Annotated in this window: 18 protein-coding genes; 11 read left to right on the top strand and 7 right to left on the bottom strand. The window is 70.4% G+C overall.

Features of this window, described 5'->3' with window-relative positions:
• Positions 1-112 precede the first annotated feature (112 nt).
• From OH802_RS14615 to OH802_RS14595, 5 genes are read left to right on the top strand one after another with little or no spacing between them, the layout of a single operon-like run.
• Positions 113-1,414, top strand: a complete 1,302-nt coding sequence (locus OH802_RS14615) for an ABC transporter substrate-binding protein (RefSeq protein WP_406029104.1) — start codon at positions 113-115, stop codon at positions 1,412-1,414.
• Between the two features lie 8 nt (positions 1,415-1,422).
• The gene (locus OH802_RS14610) at positions 1,423-2,376 is read left to right on the top strand and encodes a carbohydrate ABC transporter permease (protein WP_406029102.1); all 954 of its coding nucleotides are present in this window, start codon (positions 1,423-1,425) and stop codon (positions 2,374-2,376) included.
• A gap of 3 nt (positions 2,377-2,379) precedes the next feature.
• Positions 2,380-3,231 (top strand): carbohydrate ABC transporter permease, encoded by an 852-nt coding sequence (locus tag OH802_RS14605; RefSeq protein WP_406029100.1) that lies wholly within the window; start codon positions 2,380-2,382, stop codon positions 3,229-3,231.
• A 35-nt stretch (positions 3,232-3,266) separates the two neighbouring features.
• The gene (locus tag OH802_RS14600; RefSeq protein WP_406029098.1) at positions 3,267-4,904 is read left to right on the top strand and encodes a glycoside hydrolase family 13 protein; all 1,638 of its coding nucleotides are present in this window, start codon (positions 3,267-3,269) and stop codon (positions 4,902-4,904) included.
• Between the two features lie 37 nt (positions 4,905-4,941).
• Positions 4,942-5,961 (top strand): LLM class flavin-dependent oxidoreductase, encoded by a 1,020-nt coding sequence (locus tag OH802_RS14595; protein WP_406029096.1) that lies wholly within the window; start codon positions 4,942-4,944, stop codon positions 5,959-5,961.
• Between the two features lie 23 nt (positions 5,962-5,984).
• Here OH802_RS14595 and OH802_RS14590 read toward each other — a convergent pair whose 3' ends face one another.
• A complete protein-coding gene (locus tag OH802_RS14590) occupies positions 5,985-6,605 on the bottom strand; it encodes a DUF4232 domain-containing protein (RefSeq protein WP_406029094.1) in 621 nt (206 codons plus the stop codon).
• Positions 6,606-6,711: 106 nt separating this feature from the next.
• Positions 6,712-7,479 (bottom strand): IclR family transcriptional regulator, encoded by a 768-nt coding sequence (locus OH802_RS14585; RefSeq protein WP_406029092.1) that lies wholly within the window; start codon positions 7,477-7,479, stop codon positions 6,712-6,714.
• A 128-nt stretch (positions 7,480-7,607) separates the two neighbouring features.
• Between OH802_RS14585 and OH802_RS14580 the strand changes: the two genes are divergently transcribed.
• The 5 genes from OH802_RS14580 (at position 7,608) to OH802_RS14560 (ending at position 12,070) form a co-directional block, all read left to right on the top strand.
• On the top strand, positions 7,608-8,372 hold the full coding sequence (locus OH802_RS14580) for a CoA transferase subunit A (RefSeq protein ID WP_406029090.1): 765 nt from the start codon (positions 7,608-7,610) through the stop codon (positions 8,370-8,372).
• 1 nt (position 8,373) lies between these two features.
• Positions 8,374-9,003, top strand: coding sequence for a 3-oxoacid CoA-transferase subunit B (locus OH802_RS14575; protein WP_406029088.1), 630 nt, complete (start codon positions 8,374-8,376; stop codon positions 9,001-9,003).
• Positions 9,004-9,060: 57 nt separating this feature from the next.
• Positions 9,061-9,582 (top strand): cell division protein FtsQ, encoded by a 522-nt coding sequence (locus tag OH802_RS14570; protein ID WP_406029086.1) that lies wholly within the window; start codon positions 9,061-9,063, stop codon positions 9,580-9,582.
• Positions 9,583-9,644: 62 nt separating this feature from the next.
• Complete coding sequence (locus OH802_RS14565) at positions 9,645-10,355, top strand: YcnI family protein (protein ID WP_406029084.1); 711 nt, start codon at positions 9,645-9,647, stop codon at positions 10,353-10,355.
• The gene (locus OH802_RS14560; protein WP_406029082.1) at positions 10,352-12,070 is read left to right on the top strand and encodes a copper resistance CopC/CopD family protein; all 1,719 of its coding nucleotides are present in this window, start codon (positions 10,352-10,354) and stop codon (positions 12,068-12,070) included. The genes OH802_RS14565 and OH802_RS14560 overlap by 4 nt, the downstream gene beginning before the upstream one ends.
• Positions 12,071-12,087: 17 nt before the next feature.
• Here the strand turns inward: OH802_RS14560 and OH802_RS14555 are convergent, their stop codons facing one another.
• Positions 12,088-12,939: a hypothetical protein gene (locus OH802_RS14555; RefSeq protein WP_406029080.1), complete on the bottom strand. Its 852-nt coding sequence runs from the start codon at positions 12,937-12,939 to the stop codon at positions 12,088-12,090.
• A 25-nt stretch (positions 12,940-12,964) separates the two neighbouring features.
• On the bottom strand, positions 12,965-14,347 hold the full coding sequence (locus OH802_RS14550) for an FAD-binding oxidoreductase (protein WP_406029078.1): 1,383 nt from the start codon (positions 14,345-14,347) through the stop codon (positions 12,965-12,967).
• 189 nt (positions 14,348-14,536) lie between these two features.
• Between OH802_RS14550 and OH802_RS14545 the strand changes: the two genes are divergently transcribed.
• Positions 14,537-15,472 carry a TerC family protein gene (locus OH802_RS14545; RefSeq protein ID WP_406029076.1) on the top strand — a complete coding sequence of 312 codons (936 nt, stop codon included), beginning with the start codon at positions 14,537-14,539 and terminating at the stop codon, positions 15,470-15,472.
• A 133-nt stretch (positions 15,473-15,605) separates the two neighbouring features.
• Here OH802_RS14545 and OH802_RS14540 read toward each other — a convergent pair whose 3' ends face one another.
• The 3 genes from OH802_RS14540 to OH802_RS14530 form a co-directional block, all read right to left on the bottom strand.
• A complete protein-coding gene (locus OH802_RS14540; RefSeq protein WP_406029074.1) occupies positions 15,606-17,990 on the bottom strand; it encodes an ABC transporter permease in 2,385 nt (794 codons plus the stop codon).
• A complete protein-coding gene (locus tag OH802_RS14535; protein ID WP_406029072.1) occupies positions 17,990-18,700 on the bottom strand; it encodes an ABC transporter ATP-binding protein in 711 nt (236 codons plus the stop codon). Before OH802_RS14535 ends, OH802_RS14540 begins: the two co-directional genes overlap by 1 nt.
• Positions 18,701-18,797: 97 nt before the next feature.
• Positions 18,798-19,982 carry a GAF domain-containing protein gene (locus OH802_RS14530; RefSeq protein ID WP_406029070.1) on the bottom strand — a complete coding sequence of 395 codons (1,185 nt, stop codon included), beginning with the start codon at positions 19,980-19,982 and terminating at the stop codon, positions 18,798-18,800.

Below are 19,982 nucleotides of genomic sequence, written 5' to 3'. Positions count from 1 at the left end.
TCGGGCCTTGACAAGTCCTGGTGACCGGGATCACAGTTGTGACTGGAAACGATTCCAGGCCATCCAGACAGGAGTAGACATGAGGCTGATGCGCAGACTTAGAGCCCTGGGGGTGACAGCTGCGATCGTCGCGATGGCGTCGGTGTCGGCGTGCGCTGGGCCAGGTGGCGAGGCGCCTGCGACGGATGCGAGTCCGACGAACGTACGAACCGACGTCGGCGAGCAGGAAGCGACAGTCACGCTCTTCACCGCGGCCGGGCTCGAGGACTACCAGCAGGCGCTGGCCGACGCCTTCATGAAGAAGCATCCGGCCATCACGGTCAAGCTCCAGGTCGAAGCCGACAACAACTACAACACCGTGCTGCCCAGACTGCTCGCGTCGGACAGCCCGCCGGACCTCGCTCTCGTCGGCGACCTCAGCGGCGCGGTCCGTGACGGGCTCGTCACCAACCTGGATGCCTACGACGCCGCCTACGGGTGGAGCGAGAAGGTGCCGGCCAGCGTCCTGGACGCCGGACGCGTCAAGGGTGGCGAGATCGGCTCCGGCTCCCTCTATGTCGGTGGCGGTGCTGCCGGTCCGCTGGCCGGGGTGTTCTACAACCGGGACCTTGCCGAGAAGGTGGGGATGACGAAGATCCCGCAGACCCTCGACGAGTGGGAGGCCGTGATGGCGACGGCCAAGTCGATGGGAATCACGCCGATCGTCGCGTCCAACGCCGACGGTCTCATCGGGCACCTGTACAACCTGCTGCTGGGCGACTACATGGGGGCGCAGTCGGTTCTCGACGTAGCGTGGCGCAAGCCCGGTGCCGCTCTCGACACCACGGAGGCGACCGAGGCCACCACCCGCCTGCAGAAGTGGGCGGACGCCGGCTACTTCAACACCGACGCCAACGCGATCAACCAGGACGCCTCCTACGGCCGGTTCGCCGCTGGTGAGGGACTGTTCATGGTCCAGGGCACCTGGATGACGCAGTCCCTGCCGAAATCCTTCGATGGCGAGTACGGCGTCTTCCCGATCCCGCCCGTCGAGGCCGGCGGTCCGCCCATCAGCATGACCGCCAACACGCTGGCGTTCTCCATCGCGGCTCGCTCGGACCACAAGGACTCGGCCGCCCTGTTCCTGGACTTCCTCACCTCGCCCGAGGCCGCCGCGGTCGCAACCGACAACGGTTACCCGGCGGCGAACGCGACCGACCAGGACCCGCTGACGCTGGACGCCGACGCCAAGAGCCAGATCCAGGCTGGGTACGCCGCCGTCACGGCGTCCGACGGGTTCTTCACCTGGATCCAGAACTCCGTCCCTGCGGTGAACACCGACCTGCCGGCGCAGCTACAGCTGCTGATCAGCGGCAAGGCCGAGCCCGAGGACGTGGTCGAGCACCTTCAGAAGTCCTACCAGAGCGGCTTGTAGGAATGATGATGACCGACGTCAGCACATCCATCCCGACAACGCCGTCGCCGAGGATCTCCGAGCCAGGACGACGGCCCCTCCCCCGCCGGCGGATCCGTTCAGCGGCCCGGCGCTGGAGCGGCTGGCTCTTCGCGCTGCCCGCCCTGGCCTTCTACGGCTTCTTCAATCTCCGCGCGGTCGCCCAGTCGGTCTGGTACTCGCTCTACGACTGGAACGGCATCGGTCCGTCCACCTGGGTCGGCCTGGACAACTACGTCGCCATCCTCACCGACCCCGAGCTGCTCGAACCGTTGCTCCACGCGCTCGTGCTGATCCTGTTCTTCACGGTCCTCCCGGTGTGCTTCGGCCTGGTGGCGGCCGCGACGATGCAGTCGATCCAGGGCCGGTTCACCGGGGCGTTGGCGCGCACCGTGTTGTTCCTCCCCCAGATCATCCCCGGTGCCGCGGCGGGCGTGGCCTGGACCTGGATGTACGCCGACAACGGCGTCGTCAACCAGGTCCTGCGCCTGATCGGCCTCGGCGGATTCACCCGTGCCTGGCTGGGCGACTTCGACTGGGCGCTGGTGGCGGTCGGGTTCATCGGCACCTGGCTGTCGACCGGTTTCTGCACGCTGCTGCTGATGTCGGGCGTGGGCAAGATCGGATCCCACCTGTACGAAGCAGCACGTCTGGACGGAGCCGGTGCGGTCGCACGCTTCCGCTACATCACCGTGCCCGGTCTCAAGCAGGAGATCGGGGTGTGCACGACGGTGACGATCATCAGCGCGCTCGCCAGCTTCGACGTGGTCTACCTGGCGACCCATGGCGGCCCCGGCGGCACCACCATGGTCCCGGGGGTCAAGGTCTACGACCTCGCCTTCAGCGAGAGCCGGCTCGGTGACGCCTCCGCCCTCGCCGTGGTCCTGGCGCTGCTCATCATCGCCATCATCCTGCCGCTCCAACGCCTCTTCCGAGAGGACTGACCCGTGGCCGTCGTATCGCCGTCCGTAGTCCGCGCACCTGCCCTGCGCCGCCGGGGACCCGGAATCGCACTGATCCTCATCGCAGGCGTCTACTCCATCGTCCCGCTGGTCAGCATGCTCTCGGCGGCCCTGGCGCCGCAGGGAACGATCCCCGACGGTCTGTCCTGGCCGACCGATCCGCAGTGGCACAACTTCATCGACGCCTGGACCGTCGCCAACGTCACCACGCTGCTGAAGTCCAGTGTTCTCATCGTGCTCGGCGTGGTGCCTCTCTCCGTGCTCATCGCCACCATGGCGGCGTACGCCATCACCGTGCTCAGGATCCCGTTGGGCCGGGCGTTCTACCTCCTCCTGCTGCTCACGCTCACCCTCCCCTACGAGATCGTGATCGTGCCGCTCTACCAACAGGTCAACCAGCTGGGCCTGCTCGACAGTCAGCTCGGCCTCATCCTGCCTCTGGTAGGTCTCAACATGCCGTTCGCCGTGTTCTGGATGCGAGCACACTTCCTGAACGCCCCGGCGGAGCTGACCGAGGCCGCCTCGCTCGACGGCGCCGGACCGTGGCGAGCACTGACGCATGTCCACCTGCCGCTGGCCACGCCGGCCGTGACCTCACTGGTGCTGCTGATGTTCCTGTCGACCTGGAACACCTTCCTGCTCGCCCTGGTCCTGGTCAACGACCCCGACAAGCGCACGATGGCCGGCGCCCTGCAGGCGTTCCAGTCGAAGTACAGCACCGACATCGTGCTGCTCAACGCGGGCGCCCTGCTCCTGATGGCGCCCACGATCATCGTCTTCCTGCTGCTCCAGGGCCAGTTCACCAAGGCCCTCCTCCAGGGAGCCACCAAGGGATGACGTTCCACCACCTCAACCACGCAAGGACCACTGCCATGACCTCCGACTGGTGGGCTGATGCCGCCGTGTACCAGATCTATCCCCGCAGCTTCGCCGACTCCGGCGACGACGGCCTCGGCGACCTCCGTGGCGTCACGTCCCGCGTCCCCTACCTGAGCTCGCTCGGCATCGACGCGGTCTGGCTGAGCCCGTTCTACCCCTCGGCTCTTGCCGACGGCGGCTACGACGTGGACGACTACCGGGACGTGGATCCGCGACTGGGCACCCTGGACGACTTCGACGAGATGGTGGCCGCGCTCCACAGCGCGGGCATCAGGGTGATCGTCGACCTCGTCCCCAACCACACCTCCGACAGGCATGCCTGGTTCACCGAGGCCCTGGCCGCGCCCAAGGACTCGCCGGCTCGTGACCGGTACGTCTTCCGCGACGGCACGGGCCCGGACGGGGCCGGCCCGCCGTCGGACTGGCAGTCCATCTTCGGCGGGTCCGCCTGGGCTCAGGCCCCGGACGGGCAGTGGTACCTGCACATGTTCGCGCCCGAACAGCCCGACCTGAACTGGGACAACCCCGAGGTCCGTGCCGACTTCCTCACCACGCTGCGGTTCTGGGCCGACCGTGGTGTCGACGGGTTCCGTATCGACGTCGCTCATGGCCTCACGAAAGACCTGACCGAGCCGTTCACGCCCACGGCGGAGCTCCCCGACCTGGCCGATGCTGACGGCACCCACCCGCTGTGGGACCGCGACGAGGTCCACGACATCTACGCCGAGTGGCGCCGCGTCTTCGACGAGTACGACCCGCCGCGGATGGCTGTGGCCGAGGCCTGCGTGGCGCCGTCGCGTAGGCACCGGTACGTAGGCGTCGACGGGCTCCACCAGGCCTTCAACTTCGATCTCCTCGAGGCCGCCTGGGACGCCGAGGAGTTCCGCGCCCGCATCGACCGGCAGGTCGCCGACACGGAGAGCGCCGGCGCCTCCGCCACCTGGGTCCTGTCCAACCATGACGTCGTACGGCACGCGACTCGATACGGGCTGCCCGGGGCCGAGGACAACCCGCGGGAGACGGCCGCCGCTTGGTTGCTCAGCGACGGCACCGAGCCTCCGCTCGACCGTGATCTCGGGCTCCGGCGCGCCAGGGCTGCCACCCTGCTCACCTTGGCTCTGCCCGGCTCCGTCTACCTCTACCAGGGCGAAGAGCTCGGCCTCCACGAGGTCGGGGACCTCCCGACGGAGCTCATCCACGATCCCGAGTTCCGCAGGTCAGGTGGCACACGGAAGGGTCGGGACGGCTGCCGAGTGCCGATCCCTTGGACCAGCAACGGGCCGTCGTTCGGGTTCTCGCGCGGGACTCCACATCTGCCACAGCCCGAGTGGTTCGCCGACTACTCCGTCGCCGCCGAGGAGGCCGACCCGCACTCCACCCTCGAGATATACCGACGCGCGTTGGCGCTCCGGTCGAAGCTGCGAGGTCGTGGCTTCGCGTGGCACGACGAGACCCGACCTCAGGTGCTCCACTTCGTCCGACCCGAAGGCTGGGACTGCATCACCAACTTCGGTTCACAGCCGGTGCCGCTGCCCGAAGGAACGATCCTCTTCGCCAGCGCACCGATCGACGCTCACCTGCTGCCGCCGAACACGACCGTGTGGTTCCTCAGCGGCGAGACACCGACCTGATTGCTTGATACGGGCCGGGAAGTGTCGGAGGTCCGGCGTGGTTGAGGCTGTTGTGAAGCTCTCCATGCTGGACCGGTCCCGCACGCGGGTGGGGTACGCCGAGGGCGCTGCGCTGACCCACACGATCGAGCGGGCGGTGGCTGCCGAGCGGCTCGGCTACCACCGGTTCTGGGTCGCCGAGCACCATGCGGTGCCGGGGATCGCGTCGGGGTCGCCGCCGGTGCTGCTCGGTGCGCTCGGCGCGCACACGTCCACGATCCGGCTCGGGTCGGGCGGGGTGATGCTGCCGCACCACCAGCCGCTGGTCGTCGCCGAGCAGTTCCTCATGCTCGACGCGCTCTATCCCGGCCGCATCGATCTCGGTCTGGGACGCACGTTGGGCTTCACCGCACCCGTACGCCGCGCCCTGCGGCAGGATCTCGACGACCCGGACACGTTCGCCGAGGACATCGAGGAGCTCCGGGGCTATCTCGACCGCACCGCGGCCGTCACCGCCCGGCCGGCCGCCGCCCATCAGATCCCGATGTTCGTGCTGGCGACCGGGAAGGGCGTCGCCCTCGCTGCTCGCCTCGGTCTGCCGGTCGTCGTGGGCGGTCCGGTGCTGGACAGCCCGCGGCTGGACGAGCTGCTGGGGGCGTACCGCACCGGATTCCGACCTTCGTCGCGGGCTTCCGAGCCTTCGGTGACGATCTCGGTCGACGTGCTCGTCGCCGACACCGACGCCGAGGCCGCCGAGCTCGCTCTGCCGGAGGCGTGGGCGATGGCCAGGTCGCGGCAGACCGGCGAGTTCGGTCCGCTCGAGCCGGTCGCGACGATCCGTGACCAGGCCTGGTCGAACCAGGTTCGCGAACGGGTCGAGGCGCATCTGGCGCGTACGACCGCGGGATCTGCCGAGACCGTCCGGCGTCGTCTCGACCAGCTCGCCGAGGCCACCGGAGCCGACGAGCTCCTCGCCTTCACCTCCACCTACGACCGCGACGCCCAGCTCGCCTCCGACGCCGCGCTCGCCGGGATCATGACCGGACGGGCCCAGGTTCGGGCCCAGGTTCGGGTCTAGCCTTCCGGCCTTCGGGGGTTCCCTCAGAACGGCACGGCGTCGCCGGCTTTCGCGACCCAGTTGGTGGCGACCGGACCGGCGACCTCTGCGTCGGTCGGGAGCTTGATCGAGACGGGGTTCGGGTCGTCGTTGGTCGCCGAGACGATGATCTGCGGGTAGAGCACCCCGCCCTCGACGTTGCCGGACTTCGGGCTCACCCCGGCGTACGCCTTCTTGTCCCCCGAGACCTCGACCGACGGCCCCACAGCCTGCTCGGCCGGGCCGGCGTGGGCGTCCTCCGCCGAGCCGAAGGCGACCGCGGCGGTCTCGCCCCTCAATGTGCACGAGACACCTGGCTTCGCGGTCGCGGTGATCAGGTAGTAGCCGCCCGCCTGGGACTGCTCGGTGACCTTGAAGCTCAGGTCGTCCGTACGGCACGGGCTGGTCACGTTCTGGCCCTCGTCCGCGGGTTTCGCCGTGTCGGTCGCAGCGGCCGACGGCGACGGGGTCGCCGGAGCGACCGAGGGCGAGGCCGACGCCGAGGGCGAGGCCGCCGCCGCGGACTCGGTCTCCTCGGCGGACGGTGTCGCCGCGGTCGAGCCGCACGCGGTCGCCGAGGTGACGATGAGCACGGCGCAGGCGAGGGACAGCAGGGGTGACTTCATCTCTAGGATCCTTTCGTTCCGGCAACCCCCGATGAGCGGCCGGGCGCACGGTGGATGCCTGGCGGTCCCGGAAGGTTGCACACGATTCGGATCGTTGTTCGACCGTTCACTCCTTGGCCGTCAGCGCATGCGCGGCGTCGAGGAGGAGGCGGCCGAGCTCGGCCTGGCGCGGGGGTGCGAGGCGGGCCTCGATGCCGGTGATGCTGAGCGCTCCGTAGGGCTGGCCGTGGGCGTCGAAGACGGCGGCGCCGAGGCCCCAGCTGCCGACCACGATGAGGCCCGGGTTGACCGCGAAGCCGCGCTCGCGGGTCGCGGCGACGCGTTCGCGCAGGGCGTCGGCGGAGTGATGCTCGCCGTAGGCGCCGACGAGGTCGGTGCGGGCCAGGTAGGCCTCGCGCCGCGACTCCGGGAGGAAGGCGAGGATCACCAGGCCGGCCGAGGCGACGCCGAGCGGGAACCGGATGCCTTCGTGGAGCACGTGGGAGCGGATCGGGAAGCTGCCGTCCTCACGCAGTACGCAGACCGTCTCGTCACCGCGCCGGATCGAGAAGAAGGCGCTCTCCCCCGTCTCCCGGGCGATGCGCAGCACCGCCGCCCGGGCCGCCGGGGTGATGTCGTGGCGGGTGGTCGCGGCGGCACCGAGCAGGAAACACTCCGGGCCGAGGTGCCAGGTGCCGGTGTCGTTGTCGCGCTCGACCAGCCCCTCCTCCTGGAGGGCGCTCAGCAGCCGGTGGGCGGTCGGGCGCGGGATCGCGGCGGTCGTCGCGAGATGGGTGGTCGTCGCGCCCTCCGGCTCGCGGGCGGCGAGCAGCCGCAGCAGGTGCGCGCTGCGGCGGATCACGCTGGGCTGGGTCGCGCCGGGACCGGGTTCCATGGGACGTACGATAGGCGACGTCCACTCAGTGAACGCATCTGCGGCAGCGGGGTCGGTCAACGAAAGATCGAGCGTGAACTCGCGCTCATCTATTGACCGAACGGCCTGCCCACCCTTGACTGATCATCATGGACAAGGTCATCTCCTCCGCTGCCGAGGCGGTCGCGGACATCCCGAACGGAGCGACCCTCACGGTCGGCGGTTTCGGGCTGTGCGGCATCCCCTCGGTGCTCATCAATGCTCTGCTCGAAGCCGGTGTGACCGACCTCGAGGTCGTCTCCAACAACGCCGGCGTCGACGACTGGGGACTCGGCCTGCTGCTCGGCGCCGGACGCCTGCGGCGGGTCGTCGCCTCGTACGTCGGTGAGAACAAGGAGTTCGCGCGGCAGTACCTCTCCGGCGACCTCGAGGTCGAGCTGACCCCGCAGGGCACGCTGGCCGAGCGGATGCGCGCCGGCGGCTCCGGCATCGCCGCGTTCTACACACGTACCGGTGTCGGCACACAGGTTGCGCAGGGTGGGCTGCCGTGGAAGTACGACGACGCCGGCAACGTCATCAAGACCTCGCCCGAGAAGCCGGTGATGACCTTCGAGACGCCTGACGGCGAGAAGGAGTTCGTCCTGGAGGAGGCCATCGTCGCCGACTTCGGCATCGTCCGCGCGTGGAAGGGCGACCGCCACGGCAACCTGCTCTTCAAGGACTCCGCCCGCAACTTCAACCCGCTGGCCGCGATGGCCGGGCAGATCACGATCGCGGAGGTCGAGGAGCTCGTCGAGCCCGGCGAGATCCCGCCGAACGACGTCCACCTCCCCGGGGTCTACGTCCACCGCGTGGTCCCCCTGACCCCCGAACAGGCCGCCGACAAGCGCATCGAGAAGAGGACGGTCCGCTGACATGGCATGGACACGTGAAGAGATGGCCGCCCGCGCCGCCGCGGAGCTGTCCGACGGCGACTACGTCAACCTCGGCATCGGGCTGCCGACGCTGGTGCCCAACTACGTCCCCGACGACGTCGAGCTGGTGCTGCAGAGCGAGAACGGCATCCTCGGCACCGGCGCGTACCCCACCGAGGACGCCGTCGACCCGGACCTGATCAATGCCGGCAAGGAGACGGTCACCGTACGCAAGGGGGCGAGCTTCTTCGACTCCGCCACCAGCTTCGGGATGATCCGCTCCGGCAAGATCGACGCCGCGATCCTCGGTGCCATGCAGGTCTCCGCGGCCGGCGACCTGGCGAACTGGATGATCCCCGGCAAGATGGTCAAGGGCATGGGCGGCGCGATGGACCTCGTCCACGGCGCCAAGAAGGTCGTCGTGCTGATGGAGCACGTCGCCCGCGACGGCTCCTACAAGATCGTCAACGAGTGCTCGCTGCCCTACACCGGCCTCGGCGTCGTACAGCGCATCATCACCGACCTCTGCGTCCTCGACATCACCCCGGAGGGCCTGCGCCTCGTCGAGCTCGCCCCCGGCGTCACGTTCGGCGAGGTCGAGGAGAAGACCGAGCCTCCGATCCTCCGCTGACCGCCCGAGAAGGCCCGCGCGTCGGTCGACGCGCGGGCCTTCTCGGCATCTGCGACAATGTGCGGCGTGGATTTGAGGGTGGTGCGGCCGACGCGTGGGAGCGTGTGGCTGGCGCTGCTCACGGCGGTGGAGATCACCACCGGGTCCAGCTTGGCCCACCTGGCCGGCGGCGGGGAGCTGCCGGACGCGTTGTGGCTGGTGGCAACCGGGTTCGCCGCCTTCGGCGCCGGGGTCGTCGTGCTGCAACGACGGATCGGGATCGTCTTGGGCGCGCTGCTCGCCGGAGCGGCGCAGCTGGGGATGCACGAGGCCTTCGAGGCGTACGCGGCGCCGGCTGCCCACATGCACAACGCCGGCTCGGGCGACACCTCGATGCTGGTCGCGCACACCGCGGCCGCGGTGCTCACCGTCGCCGTGTGGCTGCTGCACCGCCGGGCCTGGCGGGTCATCTCCCGGGCGCTCACGACGACCCGGAACCCGATCCCGTTCCGCCTGCCGGTCCAGGCGCAGCCGGTCGTGCCGCGCACCGGGCTGTGGACGTACGTCGCTGCCGGCCGGGGTCCGCCGGTCCTCGCCTGAGGACCCGACCCCGACAACTGGGCATCGCCCATCAGCAGACACTCCACAGAAAGCAACAACCCATGTCTCGACGTACCCTCACGCGCCTCGGCGCGCCCGCCGCCGCTGCCGCGGCCGTCATCTTCCTCGTCGCCGCTCCGGCCTCCGCGCACGTCACGGTCACCCCGACCGAGACGGCGGCCGGCGCCTACACCGTGCTGACCTTCAGCAACGGCCACGGCTGCGAAGGATCGCCGACCAAGCAGGTCACGATCCAGGTCCCGGAGGGGATCAACGACGTGACTCCCACGCGGCAGCCGTTCTACGACGTCAAGGTCGTCTCCGAGAAGCTCGCCGAGCCGATCGAGGACGCCCACGGCAACAAGCTCACCGAGCGCGACGCCACCGTCGTCTACACCGCCAAGACGCCGCTGCCCGACGGTCAGCGCGACGCCTTCGAGGTCTCCCTGCAGCTGCCCGAGGAGGAGGGCACGCTCGCCTTCCCGGTCATCCAGACCTGCGTGAAGGGCGAGACCGCCTGGGTCGAGGAGGCACCCGAGGGCGCCACCGAGGAGCCGGAGAACCCGGCTCCGTCCTTCGAGGTCACCGCGGCCGAGTCCGAGGACGGTCACGGCCACGGTGCCGAGGAGTCCGCCGAGAAGGCCGAGCCGGCCGCGGCGGAGATCGAGGACGGCGACGACGGCAACCTGTGGGGTGCTGTCGGTGCCGGCGCCGGCATCCTCGGCCTGATCGCGGGCACGACCGCCCTCGCGCTGGGGCGTCGTAAGGCGTGAGTGCTCCCCTGACGCGCCGGCCCGGCCTCGACTACCGGGGCCCGGGCCGGCGCGCCGTGGGGCGGCTGCTGGTGGTGCTTGCTGCCGCTGCGTACGCCGTCCTGCTCAGCACCTCTCCCGCCCAGGCGCATGCGACGCTCATCGGCACCGACCCCGAGGAGGGGGCGGTTCTGGAACAAGCGCCGGAGACGATCACCTTCACCTTCGACGAGGCGGTGACGCTGCCTCCGGCGGGCGTGACTGTCTACGACGCGAAGGGCGAGGAGGTCACCTCCGAGGCGACCGCGAGCGGCACCGAGATGCAGGTCGCGCTCGCGGAGGCGAGCAGCCTCGGCGACGGCACCTACGTCGTCGCCTGGCGCGCGGTGTCGGCCGACGGTCACCCGATCTCGGGCTCGCTGACCTTCGCGGTCGGCGCCCCGAGCCTCAGCGTCGCCCCGCCTCCGTCGACGGAGCCGTCCAGGGCGACGGCGGTGATCCACGGGGCGCTCCAGTTCCTCCAGTACGCCGCACTGCTGCTGGTCGTGGGTCTGGTCTGGTTCCGCGCAGCCATCTTGGGTGGGAACAGTGTGGGTGAGCGCCGCATCCCGGACCGGGCGATCGCCCGGGTGCAGCGTGTCGAGGTCCTCGCCGGCATGGTCGCGGTGATCGCGCTGGTTGCACTGGCCCCGGCCAGCGGCGCGCTGCAGAGCGAGAGCGGACCCGGGGCGATCCTCACCTTCGACGCCTGGTCGCCTGCCTCGGTCGGCAAGGAGTGGCTCAGCGCGCTAGTGGGGATCGTGGGCATCGCGGCCGCGCTCGCGCTGCGCGAACGGCCCCGCCTGGCCGCGGCCGCGGGACTGGTCGCGATCTGCTCCCCGGCGCTGGTGGGCCACTCCCGGGCGGTCGTACCCGCCTGGCTGGTCACCGCCACCGACGTCATCCACCTCGTCGCCGGCGCGCTCTGGCTCGGCGGCCTCGTCGGTCTCGCGCTGACCCTGCCGCTGATCACCCGGCGCGGCACGGTCGCGGCCGAGATCGTCACCCGGTTCTCCGCCCTAGCCGCCGCGTCCCTGGCCGCCCTCGCGGTCTCGGGCGTGCTGATGGGCTGGCGGATCCTCGGCTCCTGGGACAACCTGCTCAACAGCACGTACGGCACCCTGCTGATGACCAAGATCGCCCTGGTCGTCGCGGTGGCGGTGATGGCGGCCGGCAACCGGCTGCTGGTCCTCCCCCGCGTCCGTCAGGCGGCCGGCCACGACGACACCGTCGAGGCCGGCTCGATGCTGCGACGGGCCGTGCTGATGGAGGCGGGCGTGCTCGTCGTCGTCCTCGGCGTCACGGGCTTCCTGGTCGACCAGCCGCCGCAGGCCGGGGCCGGCTCGACCGGGACCGGATCGGCCACGGTCGCGCAGACCAACACCCAGGCAGCGGAGCTCGGCGACGACCACCGGGTCTACGCGACGCTGACCCCGTCGGGTCCGGGTCCGAACGTGCTCCGGCTGCAGATCCAGGACGCGGCCGGCGAGCCCGTCGAGGCGGCAGCGGTCCCGACCGCCAAGCTGAGGTCCGGCGATGTCGACCTGGGCAGTCTGGCTCTGAAGACGGTCGCTGCCGGCACCTGGGAGGCAGACGTCGTACTGCCCAAGGGCGGCGTCTGGGAGGCGACCGTCGGACTGCGACTGGGTGAGTTCGAGAGCCCGCTGGGGCTGGTGAAGTTCACCGTCGGACAGTGACCGTCAGGCAGTGACTGTCAGACGGTGACCGGGAGCCGGAGCGTGTGGATCATGCCGTCGACGCGTACCTGCACGAAGAAGACGTAGTCACCCGCCTTCGGCGGCTTCACGTGGATGCCGAGGCGGGTGCCGTCCTCGCCGTTCTCGGGGCCGCCGAGCGGGTGCAGGTGGATCACCTCGCCCGTCTCGCGGCTGAACGCGGTCACGTGCGCGTAGACCCCGAGATAGGTGCCGAGGTTGACCGGCTTGCCGGCCGGGTCGGAGATCAGGACGCCGATCTCCTGGTCGATCCCGGGCTTCGGGGTCTCCTCCAGGGCAGCGATCACGGTGCCGTCGTCGGAGCCGGGTACGTCCACCTCGGATGCCCCCGCGACCTTCGCCGTCGTGCCGAGCATCGCCTGCTCCCCCTTGCCGTCGGGAGTCCGGGCCGCGAACTCGACGACCACCCGGTAGGTGCCGCCCGCGGGCAGCGTCAGGTCGCCCGACCATTCCCCGGGCTCGCCCTGGGTCGGGTGCAGGTGGCGGAAGACCTCCAGGTCGTCGCGTACGACGTAGAGGTGGAGGTCCTTGGTCTGCTCCTCGATGTAGTCGGTGACCGGACTGTGCCCTTGATCGCCGGCATCCTTGGTGATCGTGAAGCTCACCTTGCCCGGGGTGCCCGCCTCGGTGGGCAGGCTGACGTCGCCGAGCGTGTAGCCGCCCGCGGTCGCGGAGGTGCCGTCGGCACCCTTGATGGCGGTGACAACCGTCGCCACGTTGGCCGACCCGCTGGGCGAGGTGGGGTCGGCGGCCTCCGGTTCGCCGCCGCAGGCGATCAGGGTGATCGCGAGGCCGAGGGTCAGGACGACAGCAGCAATTCCGACACGCACGGGGCCAAGGGTGTCACGACCCTGTTCAGAACCCGACACCCGGATTGAGAATCCCCAGCGGGTCCAGGGCCGCCTTGATCCGATGCTGCAGGTCGATGGAGTCGGCGCCGATCTCGGGCTCGAGCCACTTGCGCTTGAGCCGGCCGACACCGTGCTCGCCGGTGGTGGTGCCACCGAGCTCGATGGCGAGGGCGAAGATCTCGTCACCGGCGAGGGTCTCGGCCGGCGGCATCACGCCCGGGACGTCGTCCGGCGACGGGTCCCAGCCGATGACCGGGTGGAGGTTGCCGTCGCCGGCGTGCGCGAGCGTGTAGGTGCGTACGCCGTGCCGCTCGGAGATCTCCGAGATCCGGTCGACCGCCTCGGCGAGCCGGGACCGGGGCACGCAGATGTCCTCGATGAACCAGGATCCCTCCGCCTCGATCGCGGGCAGGACCTGGCGACGCGTCTCGACCAGCCGGTCGGAGGACTCCTCGTCGACGCCCTGCTCGATCCAGGTCGCCTCCTTGCCGAGGATCGCCGCGATGGCCTCGATCTCCGTCGCCGCCGCGGGCCCGTCGGCCTGGGCGATGACCAACGCATCGCCCCGTTCGGCGTACCTGGTGCCTGCGAACCGGTCGACCGCCTCGAGACAGCGCCGGTCGATGAACTCCAGCATGGAGGGCAGCCGCCGGGCGGCGGCGATCTCGGCGCAGGCGCGAGCGGCCGCGGCGACCGAGGCGTACGCAGCCGACGCAGTCAACGTGGAGACCGGCCGTGGCTTGAGCCGCAGGGTCGCGCCGACGACGATGCCGAGGGTGCCCTCGGAGCCGACGAAGAGCGCGGTGAGGTCGAGGCCCGCGACGCCCTTCATGGTGCGGCGGCCGGTGTGGATCAGGGTGCCGTCGGCGAGGACGACGTCGAGGCCGAGGACCGCCTCCCGGGTGACGCCGTACTTCACGCACCGCAGCCCGCCGGCGTTGGTCGCGACGTTGCCGCCGATCGAGCAGATCGCCGCCGAGGCCGGGTCGGGTGCGTACCTCAGCCCCACCTCGGCCGCCGCCGCGTCCAGGCGTGCGTTCAGCACGCCCGGCTCGACGACCGCGATCTCGTCGACCGGGTCGAGCTCGAGGATCCGGTCCATCGCGGAGAGATCGACGACGAGGTGGCCGGTGCCGGCCACCGCTCCCCCGGCCAGCCCGGTGCCCGCACCGCGCGGGACCACCGGCACCCGGTGCGCCGAGGCGACCCGCATCGCCGCCTGGACGTCCGCGATGCTGTGAGCCCTCACCACCGCCAGCGGCAGGCCGGCGGCGACCGATCCGGACCGGTCGGTCGAGGCCGCCAGCAGCGAGATCTCATCGGTCACCACCTCGGAGACCTGGGAGGCGAGGTCGTTGACCAGGGAGATCTGTGCCGCCGTCGTCATCCCCCCATTGTGTCTTGAGACGGTCGATTGCAAACCCCTTCCGCCCAACCGATACGCTTCACCTCGAGGGGAGTACCTCACCAAGCTCATTCCGGTCAGTACGTCGGTGCCGACACCGTCCCGGAATGACACCTCGATCTCGGGGTGAGGGAGACCTCAGACGTTCATCGACACGCCTGAGGAACCCGCATGCTCGATACCATCGCCACGCCCACTCTGTGGGCCGTGACCATCGCCGCCGTCGTGGTGCTGATCGCCCTCGACTTCGTCCTGACCCGCAAGCCCCACGAAGTCTCCATGAAGGAGGCCATCGGCTGGTCGGCCTTCTACATCGCGCTTCCGCTCGCCTTCGGCGTCTGGGTCTGGAACGCCCACGGAAGCCAGACCGGCTTCGAGTACTACACCGGCTACATCGTCGAGAAGTCGCTCAGCGTCGACAACCTGTTCGTGTTCATGCTGCTGCTCGCGGCCTTCGCGGTGCCACGGCACCTGCAGCAGAAGGTCCTGCTCTTCGGCATCGTCGGCGCGCTCGTGCTGCGCGGCATCTTCATCGCGCTGGGCGCAGCGGCGCTCTCCCAGTGGGACATCGTCTTCCTGATCTTCGGTGCGATCCTGCTGATCACCGCCGCGAAGATCTTCACCGAGGCGCTCCAGGGCCACGACCAGAAGGTCGACCCCGAGGAGATGCTCGCCGTACGCATCGGCCGCAAGATCGGCCTGAAGCCGATGGCCATCGTGGTGCTCGCCATCTTCGCCACCGACATCGTCTTCGCGGTCGACTCGGTGCCGGCGGTCTACGGCATCACCGGCGACCCCTACCTCGTCTTCGCCACCAACGCGTTCGCCCTGCTCGGCCTGCGGGCCCTCTACTTCGTGCTCGAGGGTGCCCTGTCCAAGCTGGTCCACCTCTCCTACGGTCTGGCCGCGATCCTCGCCTTCATCGGCGTCAAGCTCGGCCTGCACTGGGCCCACGGCCACTGGGACAGCGTCCCCGTCGTCCCGACCTGGCTCTCCCTGGTGATCATCGTCGGCATCCTCGCCGTCACCGTCACCACCAGCCTGATCGCCTCCGCGCGCACGCAGGCTCGTGAGGAGAACGAGGCCCTGGAGGAGACGAACGCCTAGGCGACTGTGTTGGTCTCGACACGCCTCCGCCTAGCGGCTCCGGCGGCTCGACCGACGGGCCACCCCGTCGGTCGAGCCGGACTCGTGAGGAACGAACGAGTCCGTGTCGAGACCAACACGTTCCTACCCGCGGTCAGTCCAGCGCGAGTCCCTCGGCGGGGCTGACCTTGGTGGCCCGCTTGGACGGCGCCACGCAGGAGACCAGGCCGGCCAGACCTGCGGCCGCGACCACCGCCACCAGCTGCAGCACCGGCAGCTGGAAGGTGGCGTCGGGCATGATGTCGCCGACCAGGATCTCGCTGCCGCCCCAGGCGAAGAAGACGCCCAGCGCGGTGCCGACGAGAGCCGCCACGGCCGAGAGCAGCACTGCTTCGGCGGCCAGCGTCCGCCGCAGCTGACGCCGGGTCAGGCCCAGCGCCCGCAGCAGCGCGTGCTCACGACCGCGCTCGAGCACCGAGAGGCCCAGGGTGTTGGCGATGCCGGCCAGCGCGATCAGCACCGAGATCGCCAGCAGCCCGATCACCGCCCAGGTGAACACGTCGAGCTGCAGCTCGACCCAGGCACGCTGACCCTTGCCGTTGGTGAGCTCCGCGTCGGGTGCGATCACCCCGATCGCGCCCGCCAGGTCCTCCGGATCGGCGCCTGCGTCGGCACGGACCCAGGCGGCGTACGTCTTCGGGTCCTCGGTCAGCGTCCGCAGCGTGGCCGCGGAGATCTGCGGGGCCCCGTCGATCTCGCGTACGTCCAGGGTCACCGTCGCGGTCCGGTCGCCGACGACCAGCGTGACCTTCTCGCCCGAAGCCTCGAACTCGTCCTCCACGAAGGCCGAGGCGGCCACCGGGGAGATGACCATCGTGCCGGGCTTCACGGTCATGTCCTGCAGGGCGATGTCTCCGCCCGGCGGTGCGATGACCGGCAGCGGGACGGGCTTGCCGTCGGTGCGCACCGATGCCATCGCCCCCGGTACGGCGACCGCGTCCGCGACGCCCGGGACCGCCTTCGCGTCCCCGGCCACCGAGTCCTCCAGCGGCTTCGACTCGGCCTGGAGCGCGATGTCGATCGGGTGCTGCTTCGCCATCTCGTCCAGAGTGGCGCCGCGGATGGTCGCCATCCCGGTCAGCACACCGGTGGTGAGGGTGACGCCGACGAGCAGGGAGGCCGCGGTGGCGGCGGTGCGCTTCGGGTTGCGGCCGGCGTTGGCCGCGGCGAGCTTCGCCGGGGAGCCGGCGACCACTGCCAGCGCCGACCCGGCCAGCCGCACCAGGCCGGGCACGAGCGCGGGGCCGAGGAGCATCACGCCGGTGAAGGTGACCCCGCAGCCGAGCAGCACGATCAGCATCCCGGTCTGCGCGTCGTCCCAACCGACGGCCACGAAGATCGTCGCGATGCCGGCCAGTGCCACGACCAGGCCGAGGCCGATCCGGAACAGCCCGGCGCCGCGTACGTCGAAGCCCTCCTGCGGGCGCAGCGCGGCCAGCGGGCTCAGCCGCATCAGCCGGCGCGTCGGCAGCCACGAGGCGACCAGCGTGGTGAGCACGCCGAGGACGAACGCGCCCACGAGCCAGGGCCACTCGAAGGCGACGTCACCCAGCGGCGCGGTCTCGGCGAGCTGGCGCACCAGCGCGACGATCCCCCAGCCGAGCAGGACGCCGACCACCAGGCCGAGCAACGAGGCCAGGAGCCCGAGCACGAGCGCCTCGCGGCGTACCGATCGCAGGACCTGACGCTTCGTCGCGCCCATCGCACGCAGCAGCGCGAAGTCGCGCATCCGCTGGGCGAACAGGATCGAGAAGGTGTTGGTGATGACCAGCACGGAGACGAAGAGCGCGATGAAGGCGAAGATCAGGACCATGTACGCGACGATGTTGACCTCTTTGTTGAGCTGGGTCTGCAGCTCGGTGAGGTAGTCGTCGGTGTTCAGCCAGCCGTCGTCCGTGTCGCCGGTCCCGGCGGTCATGACGGCCTGGACGTACTGGTCCCCCCAGCCCTGTAGCTCGGGCCCGGTGACGTAGATCGGCGAGGACCACATCGACGGGGCGTCGACCAGGCCGACGACGGTGGTCTCGACCGCGGTCTTGCCGCTGCCGACCTTCAGCGTGTCGCCGATGGCGACCTTGTTGGTCTTGGCGGCGTTGGCGTCGACCACGGCCTCCCCGGCACGGGTCGGGAACCGGCCCTCCTCGAGGTCCTGCCACTGCCAGCGCTTCTCGGTGGAGACCGCGCCGACCATGATGTCCTGGCCGAGCATGGTCTCGTCGGTGCGGACCGGCTGCGTCGAGACGGCCAGCGCCCAGCCGCCCTTCTCGACGTACTTGTCGGTGACCTCGTCTGACGGGAGGTCGACCGCGCCCACCGCGTTCTGGAACGGCGCGTCGATGCCCGCGAACAGGCCCGACTTCGTCGCCGAGGTGAGGGCGTTGGTCACCACGATCAGCGCGACCGCGGCGACGACCGCCACGACTGCCGCGGCGTACCGGCGGGCGTATGTCCGCAGGGATGCGAACAGCACCGTCCGCATCAGCGCGTCACCCCTTCGATGTGACCATCCATCACGGTGACGATCTCGTCGGCGTACGCCGCGGCGGAGGCCTCGTGGGTCACCATGACCACGGTCTGACCGAGCTCGCGGACGCTGCGACGGAGGTGGTCGAGCACCTCGGCCGAGGTCTCGGAGTCGAGGTTTCCGGTGGGCTCGTCGGCGAAGAGGATCGCCGGCTGGGTGACCAGCGCACGGGCGATGGCCACGCGCTGCTGCTGGCCGCCGGAGAGCTCGGAGGGCTTGTGGCCCAGGCGCTGGCCGATGCCGAGGGTGTCGGCGATCATCTGCGCGCGGGCGCGGGTCTCGTCGGTCACCCGCTTGCCGGCCAGCTCCAGCGGCAGCTGGATGTTCTGCCCGGCGGTGAGCATCGGCAGCAGGTTGAAGGCCTGGAAGACGAAGCCGATGTTCTCCCGGCGGAAGATGGTCAGCTGGTCGTCGTTGAGGTTCTGCAGCGGCTGGCCCGCCACCGTCACCTCACCGCTGGTCGGACGGTCGAGGCCGGCCAGGCAGTGCATCAGCGTCGACTTGCCCGAGCCGCTCGGGCCCATGATCGCGGTGAACGCGCCGCTGCGGATCTCCAGGTCGACCCCGCGCAGGGCGTGCACCTCGGTCGCACCCTTGCCGTAGGTCTTGGTCAGGCCCACCGCTCGGGCGGCGGCCGTCATCGTGGGAACAGAGGTCTGTGTCATGCCACCGACCCTCTCGTCGCGAGGCGTCAGCCCGCATCGGGCTGGAGGCTGATCCCGGCGTACGACCTGGGGTGGATCGGCAAGGGTCGGCTCAGGGTCATCCCCGGGTGAGCGTGACTCCGTCGGCCAGCCGGTAGGGGTTGGTCGCGACCAGGGCGCCGATCGAGCGGCGCAGCCGGGAGACCTCGGCGCGCACGGTGACGATGTGCTCGGCGTCGCCGAAGACGGCCTCGCTGAGCCCGCGGGCGGTGAGCCCGGCGGGGCCGGCTCGGTCGACGAGGGTGAGGATCTCGACATGGCGCCGGGTCAGGGTGGTGCGCCATCGACCCGACTCCGAGACGACCTCGAGAGTGCCGTCGGGATCGAGCCGCGCGGTCAGGGTTCCTGAGGCGCCGGAGGAGGTCGGGCGGACCAGCCAGCCGCGCTCGCCGACCCGCTCGGGCAGGCACAGCCCCAGGCCCGGGACGGTCAGCATCTTGTCGTGTCGGGGCGCCGCGATCCGGTCGCGAGCTGCCATCCCGGCGTGGTGGGCGACCCAGCCGTCGTCGTCGACGACCAGGAGCGGACCCTCGACGCCGGAGACGACGTGGTCGGTCTCGCGGCGCAGCCGCTCGAGCCACTCCTGGTGGCGGCGCCACAGCGACATCTCGGCCAGGCGCACCGCGCTCTCGACCAGGGCGCCGATCGCCGGGTGCAGGGTCAGCGCGGGACCGCTGACGTCGACGACACCGAGCAGAGCTCCGGTGCGGGGGTCGTGGATCGGCGCCGCCGTGCAGTACCAGGGATGCTGGGCCTGCTCGAAGTGCTCCGCGGAGAAGAGCTCGACCGGTGCCGCCTCGGCCAGCGCGGTGCCGATCGCGTTGGTGCCGACGGCGCGCTCGGTCCACAGCGCGCCCTCGACGAAACCGAGCTGGTCGGCGATCTTGAGGACCCGCGCCGAGCCCGCCCGCCACAGCACCACGCCCTCGTCGTCGGTGACCACCATCAGGTACGTCGCCGCATCCGCGGCCGAGGTCAGCACCGCCCGCAGGTCGTCGATCACCATCGCCAGCGGCGAGCGTGCTCTTCTTGTCGCGCACTCGGCTGCCGACGGCGTACGCCTGCCGTTGCTGCTTCCGGGCTCCAGACCCATGCTCATCACGCGGCGCCAGGAGCGCTCGACCAGGATCCGGGGTGTGCTCGGTGGGCGGGTGCCGGACAGGACGGCGTCGTGGACGCGTACGAGATCACGGGCGAGGCGCGGCAGGTCTGCTCCCGCCGGGACTGCTCCGGTCACTGTCAT

The sequence above is a fragment of the Nocardioides sp. NBC_00850 genome (assembly GCF_045207335.1).
Lineage (GTDB): Bacteria > Actinomycetota > Actinomycetes > Propionibacteriales > Nocardioidaceae > Nocardioides.
This window is presented reverse-complemented; position numbering and strand designations above follow the sequence as displayed.

What these genes read in the sequence shown, in the direction of transcription:
- OH802_RS14610 (WP_406029102.1), top strand. Translation starts at nt 1,423, where the DNA reads ATGACCGACGTCAGCACATCCATCCCGACAACGCCGTCGCCGAGGATC.
- OH802_RS14600 (WP_406029098.1), top strand. Translation starts at nt 3,267, where the DNA reads ATGACCTCCGACTGGTGGGCTGATGCCGCCGTGTACCAGATCTATCCC.
- OH802_RS14590 (WP_406029094.1), bottom strand. Translation starts at nt 6,605, where the DNA reads ATGAAGTCACCCCTGCTGTCCCTCGCCTGCGCCGTGCTCATCGTCACC.
- OH802_RS14585 (WP_406029092.1), bottom strand. Translation starts at nt 7,479, where the DNA reads ATGGAACCCGGTCCCGGCGCGACCCAGCCCAGCGTGATCCGCCGCAGC.
- OH802_RS14580 (WP_406029090.1), top strand. Translation starts at nt 7,608, where the DNA reads ATGGACAAGGTCATCTCCTCCGCTGCCGAGGCGGTCGCGGACATCCCG.
- OH802_RS14575 (WP_406029088.1), top strand. Translation starts at nt 8,374, where the DNA reads ATGGCATGGACACGTGAAGAGATGGCCGCCCGCGCCGCCGCGGAGCTG.
- OH802_RS14570 (WP_406029086.1), top strand. Translation starts at nt 9,061, where the DNA reads ATGTGCGGCGTGGATTTGAGGGTGGTGCGGCCGACGCGTGGGAGCGTG.
- OH802_RS14565 (WP_406029084.1), top strand. Translation starts at nt 9,645, where the DNA reads ATGTCTCGACGTACCCTCACGCGCCTCGGCGCGCCCGCCGCCGCTGCC.
- OH802_RS14550 (WP_406029078.1), bottom strand. Translation starts at nt 14,347, where the DNA reads ATGACGACGGCGGCACAGATCTCCCTGGTCAACGACCTCGCCTCCCAG.
- OH802_RS14545 (WP_406029076.1), top strand. Translation starts at nt 14,537, where the DNA reads ATGCTCGATACCATCGCCACGCCCACTCTGTGGGCCGTGACCATCGCC.
- OH802_RS14540 (WP_406029074.1), bottom strand. Translation starts at nt 17,990, where the DNA reads ATGCGGACGGTGCTGTTCGCATCCCTGCGGACATACGCCCGCCGGTAC.
- OH802_RS14535 (WP_406029072.1), bottom strand. Translation starts at nt 18,700, where the DNA reads ATGACACAGACCTCTGTTCCCACGATGACGGCCGCCGCCCGAGCGGTG.
- OH802_RS14530 (WP_406029070.1), bottom strand. Translation starts at nt 19,982, where the DNA reads ATGACAGTGACCGGAGCAGTCCCGGCGGGAGCAGACCTGCCGCGCCTC.